The organism is Vibrio sp. B172a (assembly GCF_030248355.1).
GTDB classification, from domain to species: Bacteria; Pseudomonadota; Gammaproteobacteria; order Enterobacterales; family Vibrionaceae; genus Vibrio; species Vibrio owensii.
Genome location: NZ_JAHGAC010000013.1, coordinates 1 through 18,988 on the forward strand (window position 1 = coordinate 1; position 18,988 = coordinate 18,988).

At 38.6% G+C, this 18,988-nt stretch carries 17 protein-coding genes; 3 read left to right on the forward strand and 14 right to left on the reverse strand.

Going from position 1 to position 18,988, the window contains the following annotated elements; translation table 11 throughout:
• Window positions 1-32: 32 nt before the first annotated feature.
• The 14 genes from KIT90_RS13890 to KIT90_RS13950 form a co-directional block, all read right to left on the reverse strand.
• Window positions 33-1,241, reverse strand: coding sequence for a glycosyltransferase family 4 protein (locus KIT90_RS13890; RefSeq protein ID WP_285377142.1), 1,209 nt, complete (start codon window positions 1,239-1,241; stop codon window positions 33-35).
• Entirely contained in the window at window positions 1,241-2,371 is a 1,131-nt protein-coding gene (gene wecB, locus KIT90_RS13895) for a non-hydrolyzing UDP-N-acetylglucosamine 2-epimerase (protein ID WP_285377144.1), read from the reverse strand. The genes KIT90_RS13890 and wecB overlap by 1 nt, the downstream gene beginning before the upstream one ends.
• A 20-nt stretch (window positions 2,372-2,391) precedes the next feature.
• Entirely contained in the window at window positions 2,392-3,495 is a 1,104-nt protein-coding gene (locus tag KIT90_RS13900) for a capsular polysaccharide biosynthesis protein CapF (protein WP_285377145.1), read from the reverse strand.
• Window positions 3,496-4,533, reverse strand: a complete 1,038-nt coding sequence (locus KIT90_RS13905; protein ID WP_285377147.1) for a polysaccharide biosynthesis protein — start codon at window positions 4,531-4,533, stop codon at window positions 3,496-3,498.
• 1 nt (window position 4,534) lies between these two features.
• A complete protein-coding gene (locus tag KIT90_RS13910) occupies window positions 4,535-5,659 on the reverse strand; it encodes a glycosyltransferase (RefSeq protein ID WP_285377149.1) in 1,125 nt (374 codons plus the stop codon).
• Between the two features lie 9 nt (window positions 5,660-5,668).
• Window positions 5,669-6,652, reverse strand: coding sequence for a hypothetical protein (locus KIT90_RS13915; protein WP_285377150.1), 984 nt, complete (start codon window positions 6,650-6,652; stop codon window positions 5,669-5,671).
• Between the two features lie 4 nt (window positions 6,653-6,656).
• Window positions 6,657-7,871 (reverse strand): EpsG family protein, encoded by a 1,215-nt coding sequence (locus KIT90_RS13920; RefSeq protein ID WP_285377152.1) that lies wholly within the window; start codon window positions 7,869-7,871, stop codon window positions 6,657-6,659.
• Complete coding sequence (locus tag KIT90_RS13925; protein ID WP_285377154.1) at window positions 7,844-8,872, reverse strand: glycosyltransferase; 1,029 nt, start codon at window positions 8,870-8,872, stop codon at window positions 7,844-7,846. The genes KIT90_RS13920 and KIT90_RS13925 overlap by 28 nt, the downstream gene beginning before the upstream one ends.
• Window position 8,873: 1 nt before the next feature.
• A complete protein-coding gene (locus tag KIT90_RS13930; protein ID WP_285377155.1) occupies window positions 8,874-9,389 on the reverse strand; it encodes a DapH/DapD/GlmU-related protein in 516 nt (171 codons plus the stop codon).
• Window positions 9,373-10,812 carry an oligosaccharide flippase family protein gene (locus KIT90_RS13935; protein WP_285377158.1) on the reverse strand — a complete coding sequence of 480 codons (1,440 nt, stop codon included), beginning with the start codon at window positions 10,810-10,812 and terminating at the stop codon, window positions 9,373-9,375. Before KIT90_RS13935 ends, KIT90_RS13930 begins: the two co-directional genes overlap by 17 nt.
• A complete protein-coding gene (locus KIT90_RS27930; protein WP_373417688.1) occupies window positions 10,809-11,831 on the reverse strand; it encodes an acyltransferase family protein in 1,023 nt (340 codons plus the stop codon). The genes KIT90_RS13935 and KIT90_RS27930 overlap by 4 nt, the downstream gene beginning before the upstream one ends.
• Window positions 11,815-12,798, reverse strand: a complete 984-nt coding sequence (locus tag KIT90_RS13940; protein WP_285377160.1) for a Wzz/FepE/Etk N-terminal domain-containing protein — start codon at window positions 12,796-12,798, stop codon at window positions 11,815-11,817. The genes KIT90_RS27930 and KIT90_RS13940 overlap by 17 nt, the downstream gene beginning before the upstream one ends.
• 540 nt (window positions 12,799-13,338) lie before the next feature.
• Window positions 13,339-16,032, reverse strand: coding sequence for an SLBB domain-containing protein (locus KIT90_RS13945; RefSeq protein WP_285377162.1), 2,694 nt, complete (start codon window positions 16,030-16,032; stop codon window positions 13,339-13,341).
• 68 nt (window positions 16,033-16,100) lie between these two features.
• The gene (locus KIT90_RS13950) at window positions 16,101-16,616 is read right to left on the reverse strand and encodes a porin family protein (RefSeq protein WP_285377289.1); all 516 of its coding nucleotides are present in this window, start codon (window positions 16,614-16,616) and stop codon (window positions 16,101-16,103) included.
• A 653-nt stretch (window positions 16,617-17,269) separates the two neighbouring features.
• Between KIT90_RS13950 and KIT90_RS13955 the strand changes: the two genes are divergently transcribed.
• The 3 genes from KIT90_RS13955 (at window position 17,270) to KIT90_RS13965 (ending at window position 18,987) form a co-directional block, all read left to right on the forward strand.
• Window positions 17,270-17,491 (forward strand): hypothetical protein, encoded by a 222-nt coding sequence (locus tag KIT90_RS13955; protein WP_005535462.1) that lies wholly within the window; start codon window positions 17,270-17,272, stop codon window positions 17,489-17,491.
• Window positions 17,492-17,560: 69 nt separating this feature from the next.
• The gene (locus KIT90_RS13960; protein ID WP_285377163.1) at window positions 17,561-18,235 is read left to right on the forward strand and encodes a YjbF family lipoprotein; all 675 of its coding nucleotides are present in this window, start codon (window positions 17,561-17,563) and stop codon (window positions 18,233-18,235) included.
• Window positions 18,232-18,987 carry a capsule biosynthesis GfcC family protein gene (locus KIT90_RS13965; protein WP_285377165.1) on the forward strand — a complete coding sequence of 252 codons (756 nt, stop codon included), beginning with the start codon at window positions 18,232-18,234 and terminating at the stop codon, window positions 18,985-18,987. The genes KIT90_RS13960 and KIT90_RS13965 overlap by 4 nt, the downstream gene beginning before the upstream one ends.
• The last annotated feature ends 1 nt before the right edge of the window (window position 18,988 follow it).

The window sequence follows — 18,988 nt, forward strand, 5'->3', positions numbered from 1 at the left end:
TAACAGGGGCTTTTTATTATGCGAAAAAACCTCTAAGAGTTTAATCTTAATGCTGCGACGATGCTTTCTGCCGCCGATTGTACGGAGAAATCATTTTCAAGTAGCAAATATGCCGCACTTCCAATATCTCGCCTCAAATTTCTACTCTCATACAATGCAATCGCATTTCTAAGCAGTTTGTCATCATCACCATTAACAGAAATTAGCCCTGCTTTTGCATCATTGACTATATCCATTAGGTCATTTCCGGAATTTACACTTCCTAGAATTGGGATAGATTGAACCATATAACCTAATAACTTCCCGGGGAAATTATGAGCAGTATGTTGTGAAGATAGAGAGAAAAGACCTACATCGACTTCAGCAAGGAGCGCTTTAAACTCATCCTGATTAACAGAGGGGAGATAAGTAAAGTTTTCAAGTTGCCACTCTTGAGCTAGTTCATTGATTAAATCAACTTCATCACCAGAACCTACATATAAGAAGTGTGCATCTTTATACAAACTCATTTCTTTTGTTAAGCGCATCAAATTGGCCATGTCTTGCGCATGACCAATATTCCCACCATAAAAGAAAACAATCTTATCCTCTAAACCAAGTTGTTTCCTAAAACCTCCAGTCTTATCGTCTGCTTTGACATAAGGAGTTAGTTCCGCCCAGTTTCTTAAGATCTCTGTCGAGTATGCATCTGCAGTCATCTCATTGAACATGTCCCTATTTTTCTCAGACATCAAACCTATCATGTTTGCCTGTTGATATGATCGCTTTTCAAAATAACGAAAATACGTTTCTATCAACGAACCTTTCTTGATCATACCTGCATCTATTACCCATTGAGGGAAAATATCACGCAATACTAAATATGAGGGACAGTGACAACGCGTCTTAATTTTGGCAACTAACCCGCCAAAGAAGATAGAAGGCGAATAGTAAACAACCCCATCAAATGTGCTTTCTTTAACACATGAAGAAATTGCAGACCAAGCTCTCTTTGAGAGCAAAGATTCGTTTATCGCTCTTTTTATTTTTGGCGTGTCTTTAATTGCACCACTAGAAAAACGCCAAATATTTACACCATTGAGACTGGACTGAACTAACGATTCCTTTTGACCTTCAGATGGAGTTATGACCGTAACATCATGACCGTTTTCAACTAAGTACCTAGCCAGTTCATGATACATTTTGGCTGCCACACGCGTACTTTGAGGTAAATAGTCATCAATGATTAAAGCTAAGCGCATCAATATTCTTTCCAGACTACTCGACGAACATAGTCCGTGTATGAGTGAACAATACGAACAACCTTATCGGACACATTTGGCATGCTGTAATCTTCCACTCTTCTTAGTAAACGGCTCTCGCCACTTGGCTGACTTTCCAGTATCTGCAAGCCCTGCATGATGCGCTCAACTTCTAGACCCACCATCATCACCGCGGCTTCTTCCATTCCCTCTGGGCGCTCGTGCGCTTCTCGCAAGTTCAACGCCGGGAAATTCATAATCGATGACTCTTCATTGATTGTGCCACTGTCTGAAAGCACCGCTTTCGCGTTTTTCTGAAGATGGTTGTAGTCATGAAAACCTAACGGCTTCAGAAGCTGAATGTTGGCATGAAACTTAATACCTTGTGCTTCTATACGGTTTCGTGTGCGAGGGTGAGTCGATACGATAACTGGGTGTCCATACTTCGCCGCTACTGCATTCAAGCTCTCCGCCAATTTAGCAAGCTGCTTTGGTGAATCGACATTCTCTTCTCGGTGAGCACTCACCACAAAGAACTCACCTTTCACCAAGCCAAGACGCTCAAGAACGTCTGAGTTATCGATTTGAGGCATGTAGTGGTTCAGCACCTCAAACATTGGACTGCCCGTTTTAATAACGCGGTCAGCTGGAAGCCCTTCCGCTAACAAGTAATCACGAGCAATCGTGCTGTAAGTAAGGTTAATGTCTGCGGTATGATCGACAATACGGCGATTGGTCTCTTCAGGAACTCGTTGGTCGAAACAGCGATTGCCCGCCTCCATATGAAAGATAGGCACCTTACGACGTTTCGCTGGAATGGCAGAAATGCAAGAGTTGGTATCACCTAGGACCAGCATAGCTTCCGGCTTTATCTCTTCCAGCACTTCATCTACTTTGATGATGACCTGACCAATAGTCTCAGCCGCGTTCTTGCCTGCTGCATTAAGAAAGTAATCCGGCTTACGGACCCCTAAGTCGTTAAAGAAGACTTCGTTAAGCTCGAAGTCATAGTTCTGACCGGTGTGCACTAGAATATGCTCACAATGTTCATCCAATTTTGCCAACACACGGGACAGACGAATAATCTCAGGACGCGTGCCAACCACCGACATGACTTTTAATTTCTTCATTTTTGTTTTCTCTTCCAAGTTTACAGTGGGAACGCAAAGGTATCTGGCGCTTCTCGGTCAAAAATCTCATTTGCCCAAAGCATAACGACCATCTCTTCATCGCCAATATTCGTGATGTCATGTGACCAACCTGGCACAGTCTCGACGATTTGAGGAGCGCAGCCTTCTGTCTCCAGTTCATAGCACTCCCCCGTCCCAATGTGTTCAAACTTAAAGCGAGCTTTACCCTTTAAGACAAGGAACTTTTCATTCTTGCTATGATGATAGTGCCCACCTCGAGTTATCCCTGGATGCGCGGTAAAGAAAGAAAATTGGCCTGCTTGCTTTGTTTTTAGCATCTCGCTAAACACACCACGCTCATCACCATAACTAGGGATGCTATAGCTAAATTGCTCAGGTGACATATAGCTTAAGTAAGTCGAGTACAATGCACGAACCAATCCTGTACCCACATCTTCCGTAACTAAGTTATCTCGACTCTCTTTAAACGCTCGCAATAAATCCGCAACCTCACCAACTGTGGTTGGGTACTCCGGTGAAACGGCTTTGGCTCCACTCGGCTCAGTACCATCAAGTAAAGCAATTAAGCTACGACAAACGTCATCGATATAAACAAGCGTTACCGGAGCTTTAGGGTCGTTGATAGTAATATCTAGGTCATTGAGTGTGTTGTAACAGAAAGTGGCAACAAATGAGTTGTAGTTTGGGCGACACCATTTCCCAAACACGTTAGGAAAACGATAGATATAAAATGGCGCACCGCTTTCTTGCCCATATTGCTCAACACTCTGCTCGGCAGAGCGCTTGCTCTGTCCATATGCGTTGTCTTGAAGAGCTTGAGTGGAAGAACTCACCACAAGGGGAGTCTTTCGACCACTAGCTTTAAGCTGTTCGACAACGAAATCAGTAAAATCGGCGTTGCCCTCTTGGAATTCCGCTTCTGTTTGTGGACGATTAATTCCAGCTAAGTGATAAACAAAGTCAGCCTCAGCTAACGCATGAATCGTTTGCTCACTTGTGGTATCACGGTCAATTTCAACAAGGTCTTCATAGCCATGCTCACGAAGCATGACACAGAGGTTTTTTCCAATGAAACCTTTTGCTCCTGTTACAACAATCTTCATCTATACGCCCTCAGGTACAACCAAGCTTCCCGCTTCAATATCGACAATGAAATCAAGCTTACGTAATAGCTCAACCATACCCTCGACATCCAAACGCTCAGTATTATGAGAGTTGTAATCTTCGATAAGGGATAGGTCTTTCTCGCCTTCTTCATTGTATTTTGAGTAGTTAAGATCTCGATTGTCTGATGGGATGCGGTAGTAGTTGCCTTGGTCCTCTGCTACAAACATTTCTTCACGGCTACACAGTGCTTCATACAACTTCTCGCCGTGACGAGTACCAATAACGTTAACTTGGTGCTCATCCTTATGAGTAATGCGTAATAGTGCTTGAACTAATACATCAATAGTCGCTGCAGGCGCTTTTTGTACGAAGATATCGCCATTGGTTCCGTTAACAAAAGCATGCAACACAAGGTCAACCGCGTCGTTGAGGGTCATCATGAAACGAGTCATGTTCGGATCAGTGATAGTGATTGGCTGGCCGTTGATGATTTGACGTAAAAACAGTGGAATCACTGAGCCGCGAGAAGCCATCACGTTACCGTAACGAGTGGCACAAATAGTTGTGTTGGTGTGTTCTAGATTACGGCTCTTAGCAACAATGACTTTTTCCATCATCGCTTTTGAAATGCCCATCGCGTTGATAGGGTAAACCGCTTTATCGGTACTCAGGCAAACCACGCGTTCCACATTATTTGCAATCGCCGCTTCGAGTACGTTCTCAGTGCCCAATACGTTAGTTTTTACTGCTTCTAGAGGGTAAAACTCGCAAGAAGGTACTTGTTTTAACGCTGCCGCATGGTAAATGTAATCCACACCGCGAGTGGCATTAAGAACACTTTGATAGTCGCGCACATCACCAATATAAAACTTGAGTTTATCGTTGTTGTATTTCTTACGCATATCATCCTGTTTTTTCTCATCACGAGAAAAAATTCGGATTTCTTTGATATCAGTATCAAGGAATCGGTCTAGGACAGCATTACCGAACGAACCTGTACCACCGGTAATTAGGAGAATATTATCTTTAAACATTTCAGCCTTCTATTTTAGATAAGTATGTTTTAAGTAGATTAATGTAAGAATTTGTTCTGTCACGTGATGACGGGAGATCCTTTACTATCGCCTTGCCTATTTTCAACTTACGTTCTTTTTCAACATCATTATTAAAAGCTTCATATATTGACTTGGCAATTGAATCCGCAGATTGAGGATCAAAATAATATGCAGCATCCCCACAAATATCAGATACGAATTCGCGCCTTGAAGCTATAACTGGAACGTTCATGACCATAGATTCTACCGGAGATACAGAATAACATTCAAGTAGGCTTGGAAAGATAAATGCATCTAATTTTCTATAAAAATTAGGGCACTGTTCTAACTGGATAGAACCTACAGTATAAAAATTATCTAGAGTGTTAAAACCTAATGCTTCCATTTCTGATTTCGTGAGTGTAAATAAGAAGTTGCACCTAAATTCATATTTGATCGTTAATATCTCAGCAACTTCATGTAGTATAGCTAGGTTTTTATGTGGATATGCTCGACCTACAAAGCCAATAGTTGGGATATTTGATTGCATTTTAACATCTGGAACCTCCCGCCATAAACTAGGAATGCTATATATAGAAGAAATGCTGTTATTAATTATTGATATATCAGTTTCTTTAAAACCAATGCGACAAAGCGCTGATTTTACGTGAGGTAATTCCACAACCAAGTGGTCATACTTTTTAAAGTAATACTTTTGAATAAAAAACTTTATTCTAGCCTTAAATTGAGATGCCTTACTCAAGACTGAATATGCTTCGTTTTTAGGATAAGCAATCCAAGCTTGTGCGAAACCGCAGATATGATATTTAACAGGAATATCATGGTAGATTGGGCCAAAAATAGAAAAACAAACATCGTAATCGTTACGTATATTATCTATCTCTTCTGATGGTAATTGTCGAAAACCAAAAGAATCAATGATCTTAAAGCTTCCAAACTTAGTTACGTCTACAATGTTTTTCAAATTCTCATGAACGACTGTAGAACAAATAATATTCAAGTCGTGTGAAAAGTCCATTTTAGACAAATCGACAATAAAAGAAGTCGCGACCTGTACTCCACCGCCAACATGCAAATTTGATGCGTTAATCAGTAAACGTTTCATATCTTATCACTATATTTCAAATCTTGATTTATCTGGAAACTTATGCATTAATGATCGGTTAATCTCATTTCTTATAAGTTCAAAGTCATTCATCTTTCCATCATTTATTGCAATTATTTTACCTCTAGAACTAGAAATATAGTCTACAACATCAAGATAGTTTTTATCATCAACTTGAAAAAAGCATCCTAACCAGTTTAAATTTTGTGCATGAAATTTATTTTCTACCAATTGGAAGTAGCGAAATAAAAAATGATTTACATCACTAGCCAACCTAAAGCGAGAGCGACATGTTTGTAAAAGTTCTTTTTCGTGTAACTCCCAAACTCGATTAAAAGTGGACTTTAAATAAGCTTGCGGCAAGTGAGGCTCATAAAAACCAGTAAATCGTGGCCAAGGGGTTAGAAATATATTCCTAAATAAGCCACTGCGATACTTGATATTAAACCAACTGAAAAAGTTTTTTTTCATAACCTCCCTTTTATTAAAAGTAGAGTTTATCAACGTCAAGTTATTCATCAGAACATTTGATATTCCTTCACCAGAGTGTGCATTCATAATAGCATTATCACATGGTAAATCATTAACGAAAAAATCCTGTGGCTGTGTGGGTGATATTACAAAAAAGTCATCATTAAACAATATAAAATGCTCGGATAAACCGTCTATATTCTTCAAATTTAACTCAATAACTCTAGAGTTAAAAGTAGGAAGATACTCTTGTCGGATGTAATCACTATGTTTTACGAGGTTCAATTTAGGATGTTCTACATTCAGCCAATTAGGTATAGTTCCGTTAGTTACTAAATGTACCTTTCTAATCCAAGGCATATTTCTCTCGATACCTCTGAACCAATAATGAAAGTTATCCCAATCCCTAAATCTAGGCAGTGAACTATCACCATCATGGCTGCCGTCTTTGTATTTCTTAAAATCTTTCTGCCATTTTAAGCAACTAGAGTCCAACCAAGTAACTACTACATCAATATCCACAACATTACTCTCTATTACTTCCATCGGAGTTTCGATATTCCAATACACCTTGATAATTATAATCTAGTGAGCGTTCAAATACATTATCTGACATCGCCTCAGACATGATTATCGTAGGAATAAACCTATAATAATCGGCAAACCTGGGGAATGAAAGAAAAATTAAAACGCACACATACAGGGTTTTAATTGCAATGTGAAAGTTCGTTTTTTCACATTTTAAAATATAAAATAAAAAAGGAACAAACAATATCCAAAGATACATAACGCGAAATGAGAGAGCGCTAAACGGCAGAGTGATGAACATGATCATAGAGAGATTAATCATAGCTAGAAGGTACTTGTTTCTTAAGATACTTTTTAGCTTATAGGATGTATAAAAACTCAATATTACTTTGATAAAGTTCATTAAAAACAGTATATATTCATAAATTCTAATGTACTTTGACCACGGTCCAAATAGATATGAATAAACCTTACCTAATATAATGTCTAAAATTAGAACACCACTAACACCGCCACTAAAGTTTAAATAATAAAACGCTATTGCAACAATTAGAGCATAAACAACAAATATCAAAGAAACACTAGTAAAAAAGAGAGGCACTAGAAATGGAAAAACTGCAAATACTGTTGCCACGTGAAAAGTAGCAGAAAATATAAAGAGAAAAATTGCGCGTTTTATACGTCCTTCGAATATATAACTATATGCGAGTATGGATACTCCGAAAGCTACAAGGTTTTCGTAAGCTAGTATATCTACCGGGCTTAACATTGAAACAAGAATCGTAGCCCAATACCAAACTCCTCCAACTCCAAGCAAAATTGAAAACCTATACATTGCAAAAAGAAGGCTAAAGCTCAATAAAAATGTACAATAAAGACTATACCATTGAATTGGAATAGATAATGTAGAATATAAATATTGAAAAATAAGGCGTTGAAATTTCAATGAAAGGTATGACTCCTCTCCTCCCTCCAGAATAAATCTATAATAACTAGAAATATCAGCAGTTGGAAAGTCTTGCACGCTAATATATAGAGAAACAAAACCATATAGAATAGAAAAAATAAATATCCGACACAAAGGATGGACATTTAAATACATAGATAAAAGTAGAATTAAACAGAGAGAGAACACTGGATAATAAAAAAAAATGACGATGGCAGAGAGAAAAACAATGCTCTCTTTTACAGGGTTAATATTATATCTTCCCATTTTTTTCTAATAACCTTTGATGAGTGTCTTTGAGAAAGCCTTTTAGCCTGATAAGAATACGCTTGGTAATTTAAATCAACTTCTTTTATTGCTCTAGCAAACTCCTCTCCACTCCAAGCCTTGTCAAGAATAACGCCATTCCCTTTTATTATGTCAGGTACTGACGGAAATGTGTTACGTATGATAATAGGTACGCTAGCCTCCATAGCTTCTATACATGACATTGGATAACCTTCATAGTCACTAGAACAGACTAAGATTACGGGTTCGGAAAAAACACTTTTAACATCAGTTACCCAAGAGTGAAAAACCACATTTTTCAACCCTTTCGCTTTTTCTTTTAAATACTTCTCGTCTGGACCAGAACCATAGATATGTAACTCATAATTTTTAGCGAGCTTCATACCCTCAATAACCAAATCAATGCGCTTTACTTTATTATCTAATCGAGTAAGCATAACTAACTTTTTGTTGAAAATTGATTCTTTATTTTCAAATTCAACATCATCACCTGGATTTCGAATAACTGAAATTCGATTATCATCAATTTTCATTTTGGAAGTGATAATTTCTTTTTCGAAATCAGAAAGGCTAACTATCCAGCATTTATCTTTAACTATATTTAGTAATGTATTGTTTTTATCAAAAAACTTACTGCTTTCCCACCATCGCTTATACGTTGAGTGTTGAACTAGTACTATGTTTTTTATATTGTCAGGTAAATAATATATATCTTGAGGTGCATTTATTATTGCTATGTCAATCTTTTCATTCTTGAGTTTGTTTTTCATTATAAATTTAAAAAAATGCCCCAGACTTAACTTATTAATTACTTTGAAAATAATATTTTCTGAAATAGCATGATCACAAATTATCTTACCTGATGAAGGGAAAAGCGTATAATAACTAAGGTTGGGGATTACATTGTTCAACTTCTTAGCGAATGACTGAATGCCTCCACTACCATTTGGGTTTGTACCTATTACAGCTATGCGCTTCATCTTAACTTTCCATTTCTTTGATAAATACAGCCGGATTTCCTGCATAAATACCAGATTTGGTACAATCTTTGGTCACAATAGAACCTGCACCAATTACGATATTATCGCTAACAGTCACTCCTGGTAATATCGTAACTCTTGAACCAATCCAAACATTATTCCCAATAGTAACATCAGAATAGGTTGATCCTTGCTTTCTCATTAGCTCTTCTCTTGAAGTACCATGCCTCGCGGTGTGTATTATTAGTTCTTGACCAATCATAACATCATTTCCAATTGTAATACGCCCTTGGGCATGGAAAGAAGAGTTGATTCCGATGCCTGAATTATCCCCTATCTGAATATTCTTTAATGCCCCTCTAATTCTGACTCCACTTTGAATGTTACATTCGGTTCCAATGCGTTGAAAAATTTTTGAAGCAAATTTGACCCTCAACCTAACAACTTTAGAATCCGGCGTATTCTTTGATGGGATAAGTGAAAAGACATTGTAGAGAAATTTATAAATTGAATTCATTATTAAACCTAGCTTTGACTCTATTAAAAACTGGGAAATGTAATATAATGCAGAAAATAGCCACAATAAAATTGACAAAAACATTTAAAAACAGACTATCCAACTCAAAGAAACTTGATAGAGTGTAATAAAAAAGACAAAGATAAGTGGAAAAAGACAGTATATATAATATGTTAATCAACAAATTATTTATAGAACATAGAAACACATATCTATACATAATATAGTATGTCTGTATAGCATTTACATTGAATGCAATTACTATTGCATATGCGACATTTGTCAACTCACCAGATTTGACTGATACTATAATAGAAAATATAGTTACGAATGAAGACATTGCCGAAGAAATTAAGACGAACTTTGGTTTTTGAGCCGATATAATAAAAGGAGAGGATGAAGATAATACAACCTGAACAGGTATAGCCAAACATAATATTTTTATAATATCAGCCGCATCTCCCCACTGATCACCAAATAATATTAGAACAATTGAACTAGCATTAGCCCAAATAAAGAAGCTTGTTATAATAGCGATAAAAAATGTAATCGAAAAAAACTTTCTATGTAATACCTCGATTTCTTTTAAATCTAAATCAGACTTCTTTATTGCAGGCTGCAAGGCCGGCATTATAGAGAATGTTAATATTATGATTGGATACTTCATTAGTTGATATGCTTTATCATAAATACCAACAGAGTATGCACCAAAGCTTTTTGCGACCAAAAACGTATCTAAATTCCTAGACAAATAGTTAACAAACGTTGAAGCAAACTGATATTTCCCAAATTTAAAAAGATGCATTACATATGAAAGATTTCCTCCAACCTTTGGCATACCAAGATCAGTAAAATAACTAAATGTATATAATAATATGCATCTTAAGATTGCATAGGCTAAATATTTTAAAGCCAAACAGACTTCAGGATTAAAGTTTAACTTAAAATAACAAACCCAAACTAAAGCAAAGGATATTAATTCTGACAGAATTTCGCCTATATTTATTAGAGAGAATTTGCAATCTTTATTTAAGCTAGCTAATGGCACAACTGTTAGACTATAAAACAAAATTATCGGAGCCATCAATTGGACTATTTCCGATATTTCTTTGTTATCATAATAATTAGAAATGTCATCCGATAGAAAGGTCAAAATAACAAACAGAAGTAAACCTATGAGCGAACATGAAGTAAAAACGCCATCTCTTTCACGGCTACTAATTTTTTTCTGCTCAATAATTGCAACAGACATACCGCCTTCTAACACTAATTGAAAGAAGGATATAATGACCACAACGGATGTAATTAAGCCAAAGATCTCAGGGGAAAAAACCCTAGCGTACACACTCAATAAAAGAAATTGAATAATTAAGGCTAAGGTTCTCCAGATGAAACTTTTCTTAAGAAGTGAAAAAACTGTCATATATTAATATACTTTCTTACAAAGAGAGTCATATACTTATCTAGCTTGAGTATAATGTATGATATTAATGAAACAAGCATAAATACAAGCACAGGTACAATATAGTCTATAAATGAATAAGGAGAGAACTTTATAATCATTGATGTTATAGACACGGACAAATTTTCATGTATTAGATATAGTGGATAACTAATCATACCTACGAAAACTATCCATTTCATTTCCAATACCTTCTTAAGCAAAGTGTCGGAAAATGAAAACAAAAACAAAGCTATTGTTAATAGTGCAACGATCTTGTTACTATCGGTTATAGCCACGGTGATCACAGCTAAAACTATCAATAGAAAACTTTTTGAACATCCTTTGTAGCTTTCATAAAATAACATACCTATGAAAAACCACACATAGTAAATTAAGCCTAGTTTTCTAATAATAAATGCAATCTGATTGAAGTAACTAAAGTCCTGAAAAACATGTATGAACCCATAGCTCAGAAAAAATAGGGCTGCTATTACGAACTTTAAGACTTCTCGTCCAAAAGAAAAGTAAACTATTGCAGAAATAATATAATATACAACCTCAATATATAGAGTCCAAAACACTCCCTCAATAGACTTTAAGTTCGTGTTAAATATTATATTCAATATGTCATGATCAACAAAAATCATTCCAGGAATAATATCAAAGATTGTTACATCGCCGACAGGCCTATTCGTAAGCACTAATGAAGTAATATAGATAAATAGACTACCAATAAACATCGTTGGAAAAAGTCTAATCCATCTTTTCTTTAAAAAAATAGAGGCATTATCACTATAGTCTAAAGACATAAATATGACAAAACCAGAAATCATGAAAAATAGATTTACACCATAGTACCCAAACTCCATGATTGGAAAAGAATGGAATTTTGATGTGAAATATATATAATCAGGCCATCTTACATATAGATGAAAAATGAAAACACCTATAATCGCCAACCCTCTCAATCCATCTAAGTGTTTAATTCTTGGATTCACGCGTCTTTTTCTTCTCTAATCTTTGTAGACTCAATAAAGACATACAACAACCAAATAGAAAGCCTATCATTGTTCCAGCAATGCAAATTAAAGACCTTTTAGGTTCTGACTTTAATTCTGGGATGACTGCGGGGTCTACCACTTTAAATACAAACTCCTCTTGGACTTCAGCGAGCATTAAACGTTTAGTTTGCTCTTCTATTAGCTTATAAAATGTACTTTGCATATCAGCAACGGCAGTTTTACTGAGTTGAGTATTTAAGTAGGCTAAATTTTGAGAAGTTTCGGCAATTGTACGCTCACGCATCACTTTATTAATATCTTCGATAAGCCAATTAACCCATTGCTCTGCAAGATAAGGGGAGTAGTGCTTTGCTGATATTATATATAAACCTGTTTCTTTGTTTTTCTCTATTGTGAATACTTCTTTTATAAATACCTCAAACGCTTCTTGTTCACTAGGTTCGGCACCACGAAGCCCTTGTGGTTTACGAAGCCATTTATTCTCATCTTCATTATAAAGTTCTTCATTCAATATAAGTTTATTGTTGGCCAAGTCCCAATCTTTTGCCGCCATCAGAGGGACAAGTAGATTGTGTTTATTGACAAAAGAACTTATGAATTCACGAGACTTCATCACCTGTACTGCTAAGTCTGTTTGTGAAGATTCAGCCCCTCCAAAATTCACTCCCGCGAGCGCAGCTAAACCACCTAGTTGTCCCGCCATTTCTGTTAGGCCACCACCATTTGAACTTTCTGCAGGGGCCAACAAGGCATCAGCTCTGTAGATATTAGGAAGGCTTAATGAATAAAACACAGAGCTGATAGCAAATATAAATGTGGTAGCGATTATTATCCATTTCCCCCTCCATAACGCTTTAAAAAGTTGACTTAAGTTGATTTCATCGTCTGTGGATTGTGTTATACGAGGTAGGTAATTTGGATGTGGTTCTTTTTGTGGTTCCATGGAGATTCTAGGTCCTAAGATCCTAAGTTCTAGATTCTAGATCCGATATTGAATCTAGAGCTAGGGTTAGGATCATTGAATAGTTAATAGGTTTTGAGTACTAGGTATTAGCTCCTAGATTATTTATTCATATTTTGGCGAGAGTTCTGATACTGAACTTCTCCTCCGCCGCCGCATTAGCGCAACTAGCATCGTTGATATTTATTTGACTTAGTTGGTAAGTATGAGTGTTTTTCGATAATGCTTATCTCCATACCAATATAAAGTTCAGTAATTATTTCGGTACCAGAACCTTGCGCAACGTAAAAAGCTCACCCATTCGTGATTTTCGGCGACATTTATAAACAATTGAAAGTGCAGTTTTTTGACTCTAACTCCTAAATCCAAGTTTTTGCAATTACCCTACTCTTTGTAAACTTCGCGAAACATATGACAAATTGTTTTCCAAACATCTAATTTTGCAAACCCAATACCGTATGAATGATCTTTCTCAACTTTAAGCTCCTAAGAATTAGTTCCCTAGGAGCTTGTCACTTTCTTTTACTTCAGTGCATTGATCGCTACACCTGTTTGATAAAGTATCTGTGTAGCAGCAGTCCAAGTGCTTAAGGCATCACGGTAGTCTGTATCAATTGGTACGACGATCGTATCACCTGCTTTTAGCTCTTCATGGTTGTTTCCGAACCAGTAACCAGACGTTGGTTTATATACTGAACCGTCTGCGCGCACAACAAAGATACGGTCTTCATCCGCTTGCTTCTTCGCACCACCAGCTTTGTTTAAGTAGTCATTCACGTCTAGCTTATTATCTAGCAAGTACGTAATCGGCACCTGCACTTCGCCCATGATTGAAACTGTATTGCGGAAGGTCGGTACGAACAAAAAGTCTCCATCTTCTAACATAAAGTCCGCAGAACGCTCGTCTTTAATAATTCTATTAAGCTGTACAACCATTCGGCCTAGCGCTTTACTCTTGCTCGCTTCTTCAACAAATTTCAATGTTTTATCTGGGTCAGAAATCACTGAGCTCATATTACTGTCAGCACGGAAGGTTTTCTTCGCGGTTTCGGCGCGCATATCCGCGGCGTATTGGTTTAATAGCTTCTGCTCTTGTAGGCGAAGTGCTTCACGCGTGAAGATCGCACCTTGAGGATGAGCAAATTCTGTTAAGCCACCAGCACGTTCAAGTAACTCGCCTAAGGTCTCACCCTGACGAACTGTGTACGTACCTGGGAAGCGAACCTCACCCTGCAGTGTTACGGTACTTTGCAGTTTAACGTTCGGCTTTTCAAGGATGTTCAAACGATCACGGCCAACAAGGATTGCATCATCTGCTGTACCTCCTTGAATCGCTTTGCGTAAGTCAATGCGCTCTACATCGATAGATGCACGTTCGTCCTTGCTGTTAATCACAGTACGAGCCAACTCTGCATTAATGGTAAATGCATTGTAAGTTAGACCACCCGCCGCTTCGATTAGGGTAGATACCGACATGCGTGGTGTTAGAGGATAACGACCAGGATGTTTTACCTCACCGAATACTTCGGCGATTTGCGGCGCTAAACCTAAACGAGATTGTTGCTGGAGTTGCAAAAGAACCGGAGCAAGTAAAGTGCGACGGGTGTTTTGCTTTAACGCATCAAAATCTTCTTTAGTAATTTCTTTGCCACGGAATATGATTTTCGGCTGTTCTAATTCTTCAGCTGAAGATTGCCCCATCGACATATTGTCTGTTGCTGAAGAAATAGCAACAGAAGAGCTCATGACTTCTTGCTCTTTTTGTTGGTCTAGCTCGGCTTTAAATTGTGCTTGCTCAAGCGTTTTCGCTTTCGTCACCGTATCTTGATCCGCTAACGTATCCAGGTCCTCATTGTTGAAGCGGTTAAATACCAGTAATCGGTCACGTGAATTAAGCTTTAGGTTATCTTTGCTGTTCGGCGAAAGAATCGCATTGGCGAGGTTTACTTGATAAACTTCAATGTCACGTTGTGGGTTGATCTCACGAACAACAACAGCATAGTTAACATCTGCAGTGGAATTAAAAGACGTATCTACTGATTGGAATAAGTCAGCAACGCGCAAACCGCTCTTCCATTCGATAAAGCCCGGATGACGAACATCACCTTCAATTTGAACGTAACGTGTTAACTCTTCACTCTTTTTAAGTACATTAACGGCGTCGCCATCTTTGACTTTGATTTTTTGATCGTGTGACAGGCTGAAGTTAAGGGTTAACGCATCACGAGCTCCTTTCGCTGCGTAACGTTTGACTTCCACTTGATCGCTGTAAGCATTAGCAGTAAAACCACCAGCCATTTGGATAGCTTGTTTGTAGGTTTCACCTGATGTGACTTCATAAATGGCAGGACGGTTTACCTCGCCATCAATAGCAATGGTATTACCAACAGAGCCAATAAAAACCACATCGCCAGGTAACAGTCGAATATCGTTACGCGCATCGCCTTTTAGCAATAAGTCATACATATCAAGTTTGCGAATCAACTGACCATTACGCTTTAGCTGCACATTACGCAATGCACCACTCTCACCAAAACCACCACTGTAATAAATGGCTTGAGAAATTGTGGTTAGAGCACTGACAGTGTAAGCACCTGGCTTATAGGCATCACCCATTACAAATACTTGCATGGTGCGCATCTCACCTAGTGAGACGTCGCTACGCACACCAATCATTTGCTCTTTCACACGTTGGTTTAATGAATTACGAACATCAGAAAAGCTCATACCGGCTACTTGAACTGGGCCAAGTGAAGGAAAGTTGATAGTTCCTGCGCGATTTACTCGTAAACGGTGTGTCGTGTTCTCTTTACCAAATAGCTGGATAACAATTTCGTCACCAGCACCAACTGTGTAATCTGCAGGGACAGGTACATCGCCCACAGGGGCAAATGTTGTTGGCGAACCCGCAAATAGATCTAAACCGAAGCGCTTTAGCTCTTCACCTTCTTTTGTTAAATCAGCTTGGTTCGTTTGATTGGCGTTACTCACTTCTAGGCGAGGAGCTATCACTTGAGGGTTTTGATAGCTACTAGGCTGAGAAGAAGAGCCAGAAGGGAGTGTAATACCGTACTTACTTGCTAGCGCTTGTTGTTGGTCAGCAGGTAGGCTTTGGAACATTTGCATTTGTTCCGGGGTTGGAGTCTGCGCATAACTGAATGGCGCCAAAAGGCTTGCCAATACACAAGCAGCAATCGAGAAACATCCTTTAAACATGATAATTCGCTATTTAAATCGAGAGTTAAAAAATCCTAGTTGCTAAGACTAGGCACTAGGTCTTTTAATTAAAATCGGTGCTGAAAGCCGAGAGTTAGGGCATTCAGGCGAACTTGATCTTCTGATGTACTGTCAACAAACTCGAAAACAACCGCATTGTGCTTGTCTAAAGCGTAATGCATACCTAGGCCAAAACTAAAGCCTTGGTCTTTATCCGAACCGACGTTCTGTTGATCGATCTGAACACTGGAGTAACCTGCTAGTCCGTAAAGTGCGAAACGTTCAGAAACCGGCATGTTCAACTTAACAAATCCACTCGCCAAACTGTCTACCGCGAGTCCGCTCTCGCGCTGTACAGATGTACCGTAACGAGCCTCTAAAGCGATATAATCATTAAAGAAGTACCCCATCTGTGCTTGAAGAAGGAATGGATTACCTTCAGTTACGGAAGAAGTAGAAGAATGGTGGTATTCGGCATTAGAGTAGCTCACTAACGCACCTGCATAAAAATCCGCTGAGGCCGAAAATGAGCAAAAGCCTAAGCTGATTGCACTCAATACCCCTAGCCATGGTCGTTTGTTCATCACGTAAGTGTTCCTTGGGTGTTGACTTACCCTGCACATGAATGACATACGCAGTGAATGTCTGTTAACTGGTTGTCTGTTTTGCTTGTGCCGTTTTCACGCTACCGCCCTGCGGCATTGCGCGTTAGCCACTGTTCGCTAATTACCGATCTGCTCGGTTTATTGATATAAGTACTCTCTTTGAGTACTGCTTTTGTGACAAACAAATCGAAAAATAATACTTGAAAAGCACAGCATAAAAGCTGGCAAATTATGCATGGATTAGCTTGAAACGGCAAGGGGGCCTACTCTAAGGATTAAGAATGGACTTTCTTGTTTTTGAGAGTCACAACACACTAGGCGCTATTCATTTAAGTGTTACAAAGCGTAACGTTAACCTAATCTTGAATATCAACTCGCAACTTATGTCGATATTGAAGAGTTAATGTTATTTAACGCCAAGTTGTCCTTTGCTACGTCCATGATCTCTAAAGAAAGGGGCTAAAAACACCAGCAAATTAATTGTCTTTCCCATGAGACGCTTTCTTTAGAAGTTAGTAAAATTCCATAGGAAACTATTTACATGCTGATTGTTTTTTAACTAAAATGACAGATGGTATGTTCTAAACAGACCAAACATCGATGTTTTAAAATCTGAAATACAAGGATTAATAATGAAGAACACAGCTCTAGCTATTCTTATGGCTCTAAGCGCATCAACTGCATTTGCAGCTGAAGAAGCAGGTTCTGCTGGTGCAGCATCTGCATCAGCGACTGGTACAACAGCAGTTGCAGTAGGTGCAGCAGCAGCAGTAACTGTAGTAGCAGTTGCAGCGTCAGACAGCGATTCAACTTCAACGTCTACTTCTACTTCTACTTCTACTTCTACGAACTAATTCGTTTAAGTTGAACTAGATAAATCGCCCTGAACTGTTTCAGGGCGATTTTATTTGTACGAGGGAAAAATGAATACCTTTCTATCGCAAAAATGGATCCGCTTACTTGTTGTTTTACCTGTATTAAGCCTCACCTTTGGATGCACTCAGAAGTTCAATGATGTCTCGGCGACCGTTCAAGAAGCTTATGGCAACTACATCGATGTTGAATTGACACCAGAAGAAATTGAAGCAGTCCCTTATGCCAGTGCTTACCTGAAAATCGGCAATCAGAAGCAAGTCTTTGTTGTTCTTGCCTTTGCAGAGCCGAACCCGTTAACAGGCCAGACGCAGCTCAAATGGGTTAGTGCCGATAAAGCGATGGTGGTAACAGAGAATGGCCATATTGTTAAAACTATTGGCTTGCAAACCACTAACCTAGCTGGTGTCTATGGTGATGTGCCTGCTTACTCAAGCTCATCCATGCAATATAACCTTTCTTACGATTGGTCTGAGCAATACCGCTACGGTTTTCAAGCTCAGGTCGAACGCTCACACCAAGGCAAAGAGGCGGTAATCACTCCTGTATCATCGACAGAAACCGACGTTTACACCGAGCTCGTCACTTTTCCAAGCCTAGAAGAAAGCGTAGAGAACACCTATTGGGTAGACAATGATGGGCAAGTGGTGAGAACACGTCAGCACTTGGGCCCTAACATGGTGCCTGTTGAATTAACAATTTTGAAAGGGTACAGCAAATCATGAGTATGCGACTACTCTCGTTACTAAGCTTGGTGGGTATTGTCGGTATTACCGCCGTACCTGCTTTAGCCCAGAACCAAAGTTTGCCACCATTACAAGTTGAATTAGTGGGTACTGGAAAAGCCTTACAATTTGAACAGCCTTCTCGTTTAGACAACATTCTGAAACTCGCACAAGAGCAGAACCTTGTCTTGCAATATCCTCTTGCCATTAGTTTGTTTGATAATTCAAAACAGGCTCAACAAGAAAGTCTGGCGTTAAAAAACGCCGTGTTAAACCAAATGATTCAATACAACCTCGTTGGCCATCCATTTTACAAATTTATCCAACAAAGTCAGTTTGCGCCTCGCGTTCTTTCCGCCGTTGATGTTGATCAAATTCGCTTAGACAAATTTGATAACCCGCTTTTAGAAGGCCAGTTTGCCTTAAGTGCACCTCAGCGAGCAGAAAAAGTGTTGTATGTGGGCAATGTGGACAAGGTTTATGCAATCAAAAATCTAGCTGGTATCCCTCTGCATGAACAGGTCGATAGCCTAAAAAGCAGTGAGGTTGGTGAACTGACTCAGCCACCTATTTTAATCTATCCAAATGGTGAGGTGATTACCCCTCATCATGGCGGGTGGTTAACCAAGCAATATTATTTACCGCCCTTGACCATAGTTTACATTCCATTTGACGATTTTGGACAATCATCAATGGATCAAGACATCGTCAAACTGCTGTCACAACGTAAACCAACCTCATCGAAGAATTAAA

What these genes read in the sequence shown, in the direction of transcription:
- KIT90_RS13945 (WP_285377162.1), bottom strand. Translation starts at nt 16,032, where the DNA reads ATGTTTAAAGGATGTTTCTCGATTGCTGCTTGTGTATTGGCAAGCCTT.
- KIT90_RS13930 (WP_285377155.1), bottom strand. Translation starts at nt 9,389, where the DNA reads ATGAATTCAATTTATAAATTTCTCTACAATGTCTTTTCACTTATCCCA.
- KIT90_RS13935 (WP_285377158.1), bottom strand. Translation starts at nt 10,812, where the DNA reads ATGACAGTTTTTTCACTTCTTAAGAAAAGTTTCATCTGGAGAACCTTA.
- KIT90_RS13940 (WP_285377160.1), bottom strand. Translation starts at nt 12,798, where the DNA reads ATGGAACCACAAAAAGAACCACATCCAAATTACCTACCTCGTATAACA.
- KIT90_RS13905 (WP_285377147.1), bottom strand. Translation starts at nt 4,533, where the DNA reads ATGTTTAAAGATAATATTCTCCTAATTACCGGTGGTACAGGTTCGTTC.
- KIT90_RS13950 (WP_285377289.1), bottom strand. Translation starts at nt 16,616, where the DNA reads ATGAACAAACGACCATGGCTAGGGGTATTGAGTGCAATCAGCTTAGGC.
- KIT90_RS13965 (WP_285377165.1), top strand. Translation starts at nt 18,232, where the DNA reads ATGAGTATGCGACTACTCTCGTTACTAAGCTTGGTGGGTATTGTCGGT.
- wecB (WP_285377144.1), bottom strand. Translation starts at nt 2,371, where the DNA reads ATGAAGAAATTAAAAGTCATGTCGGTGGTTGGCACGCGTCCTGAGATT.
- KIT90_RS13890 (WP_285377142.1), bottom strand. Translation starts at nt 1,241, where the DNA reads ATGCGCTTAGCTTTAATCATTGATGACTATTTACCTCAAAGTACGCGT.
- KIT90_RS13920 (WP_285377152.1), bottom strand. Translation starts at nt 7,871, where the DNA reads ATGGGAAGATATAATATTAACCCTGTAAAAGAGAGCATTGTTTTTCTC.
- KIT90_RS13955 (WP_005535462.1), top strand. Translation starts at nt 17,270, where the DNA reads ATGAAGAACACAGCTCTAGCTATTCTTATGGCTCTAAGCGCATCAACT.
- KIT90_RS13910 (WP_285377149.1), bottom strand. Translation starts at nt 5,659, where the DNA reads ATGAAACGTTTACTGATTAACGCATCAAATTTGCATGTTGGCGGTGGA.
- KIT90_RS13925 (WP_285377154.1), bottom strand. Translation starts at nt 8,872, where the DNA reads ATGAAGCGCATAGCTGTAATAGGTACAAACCCAAATGGTAGTGGAGGC.
- KIT90_RS13900 (WP_285377145.1), bottom strand. Translation starts at nt 3,495, where the DNA reads ATGAAGATTGTTGTAACAGGAGCAAAAGGTTTCATTGGAAAAAACCTC.
- KIT90_RS13960 (WP_285377163.1), top strand. Translation starts at nt 17,561, where the DNA reads ATGAATACCTTTCTATCGCAAAAATGGATCCGCTTACTTGTTGTTTTA.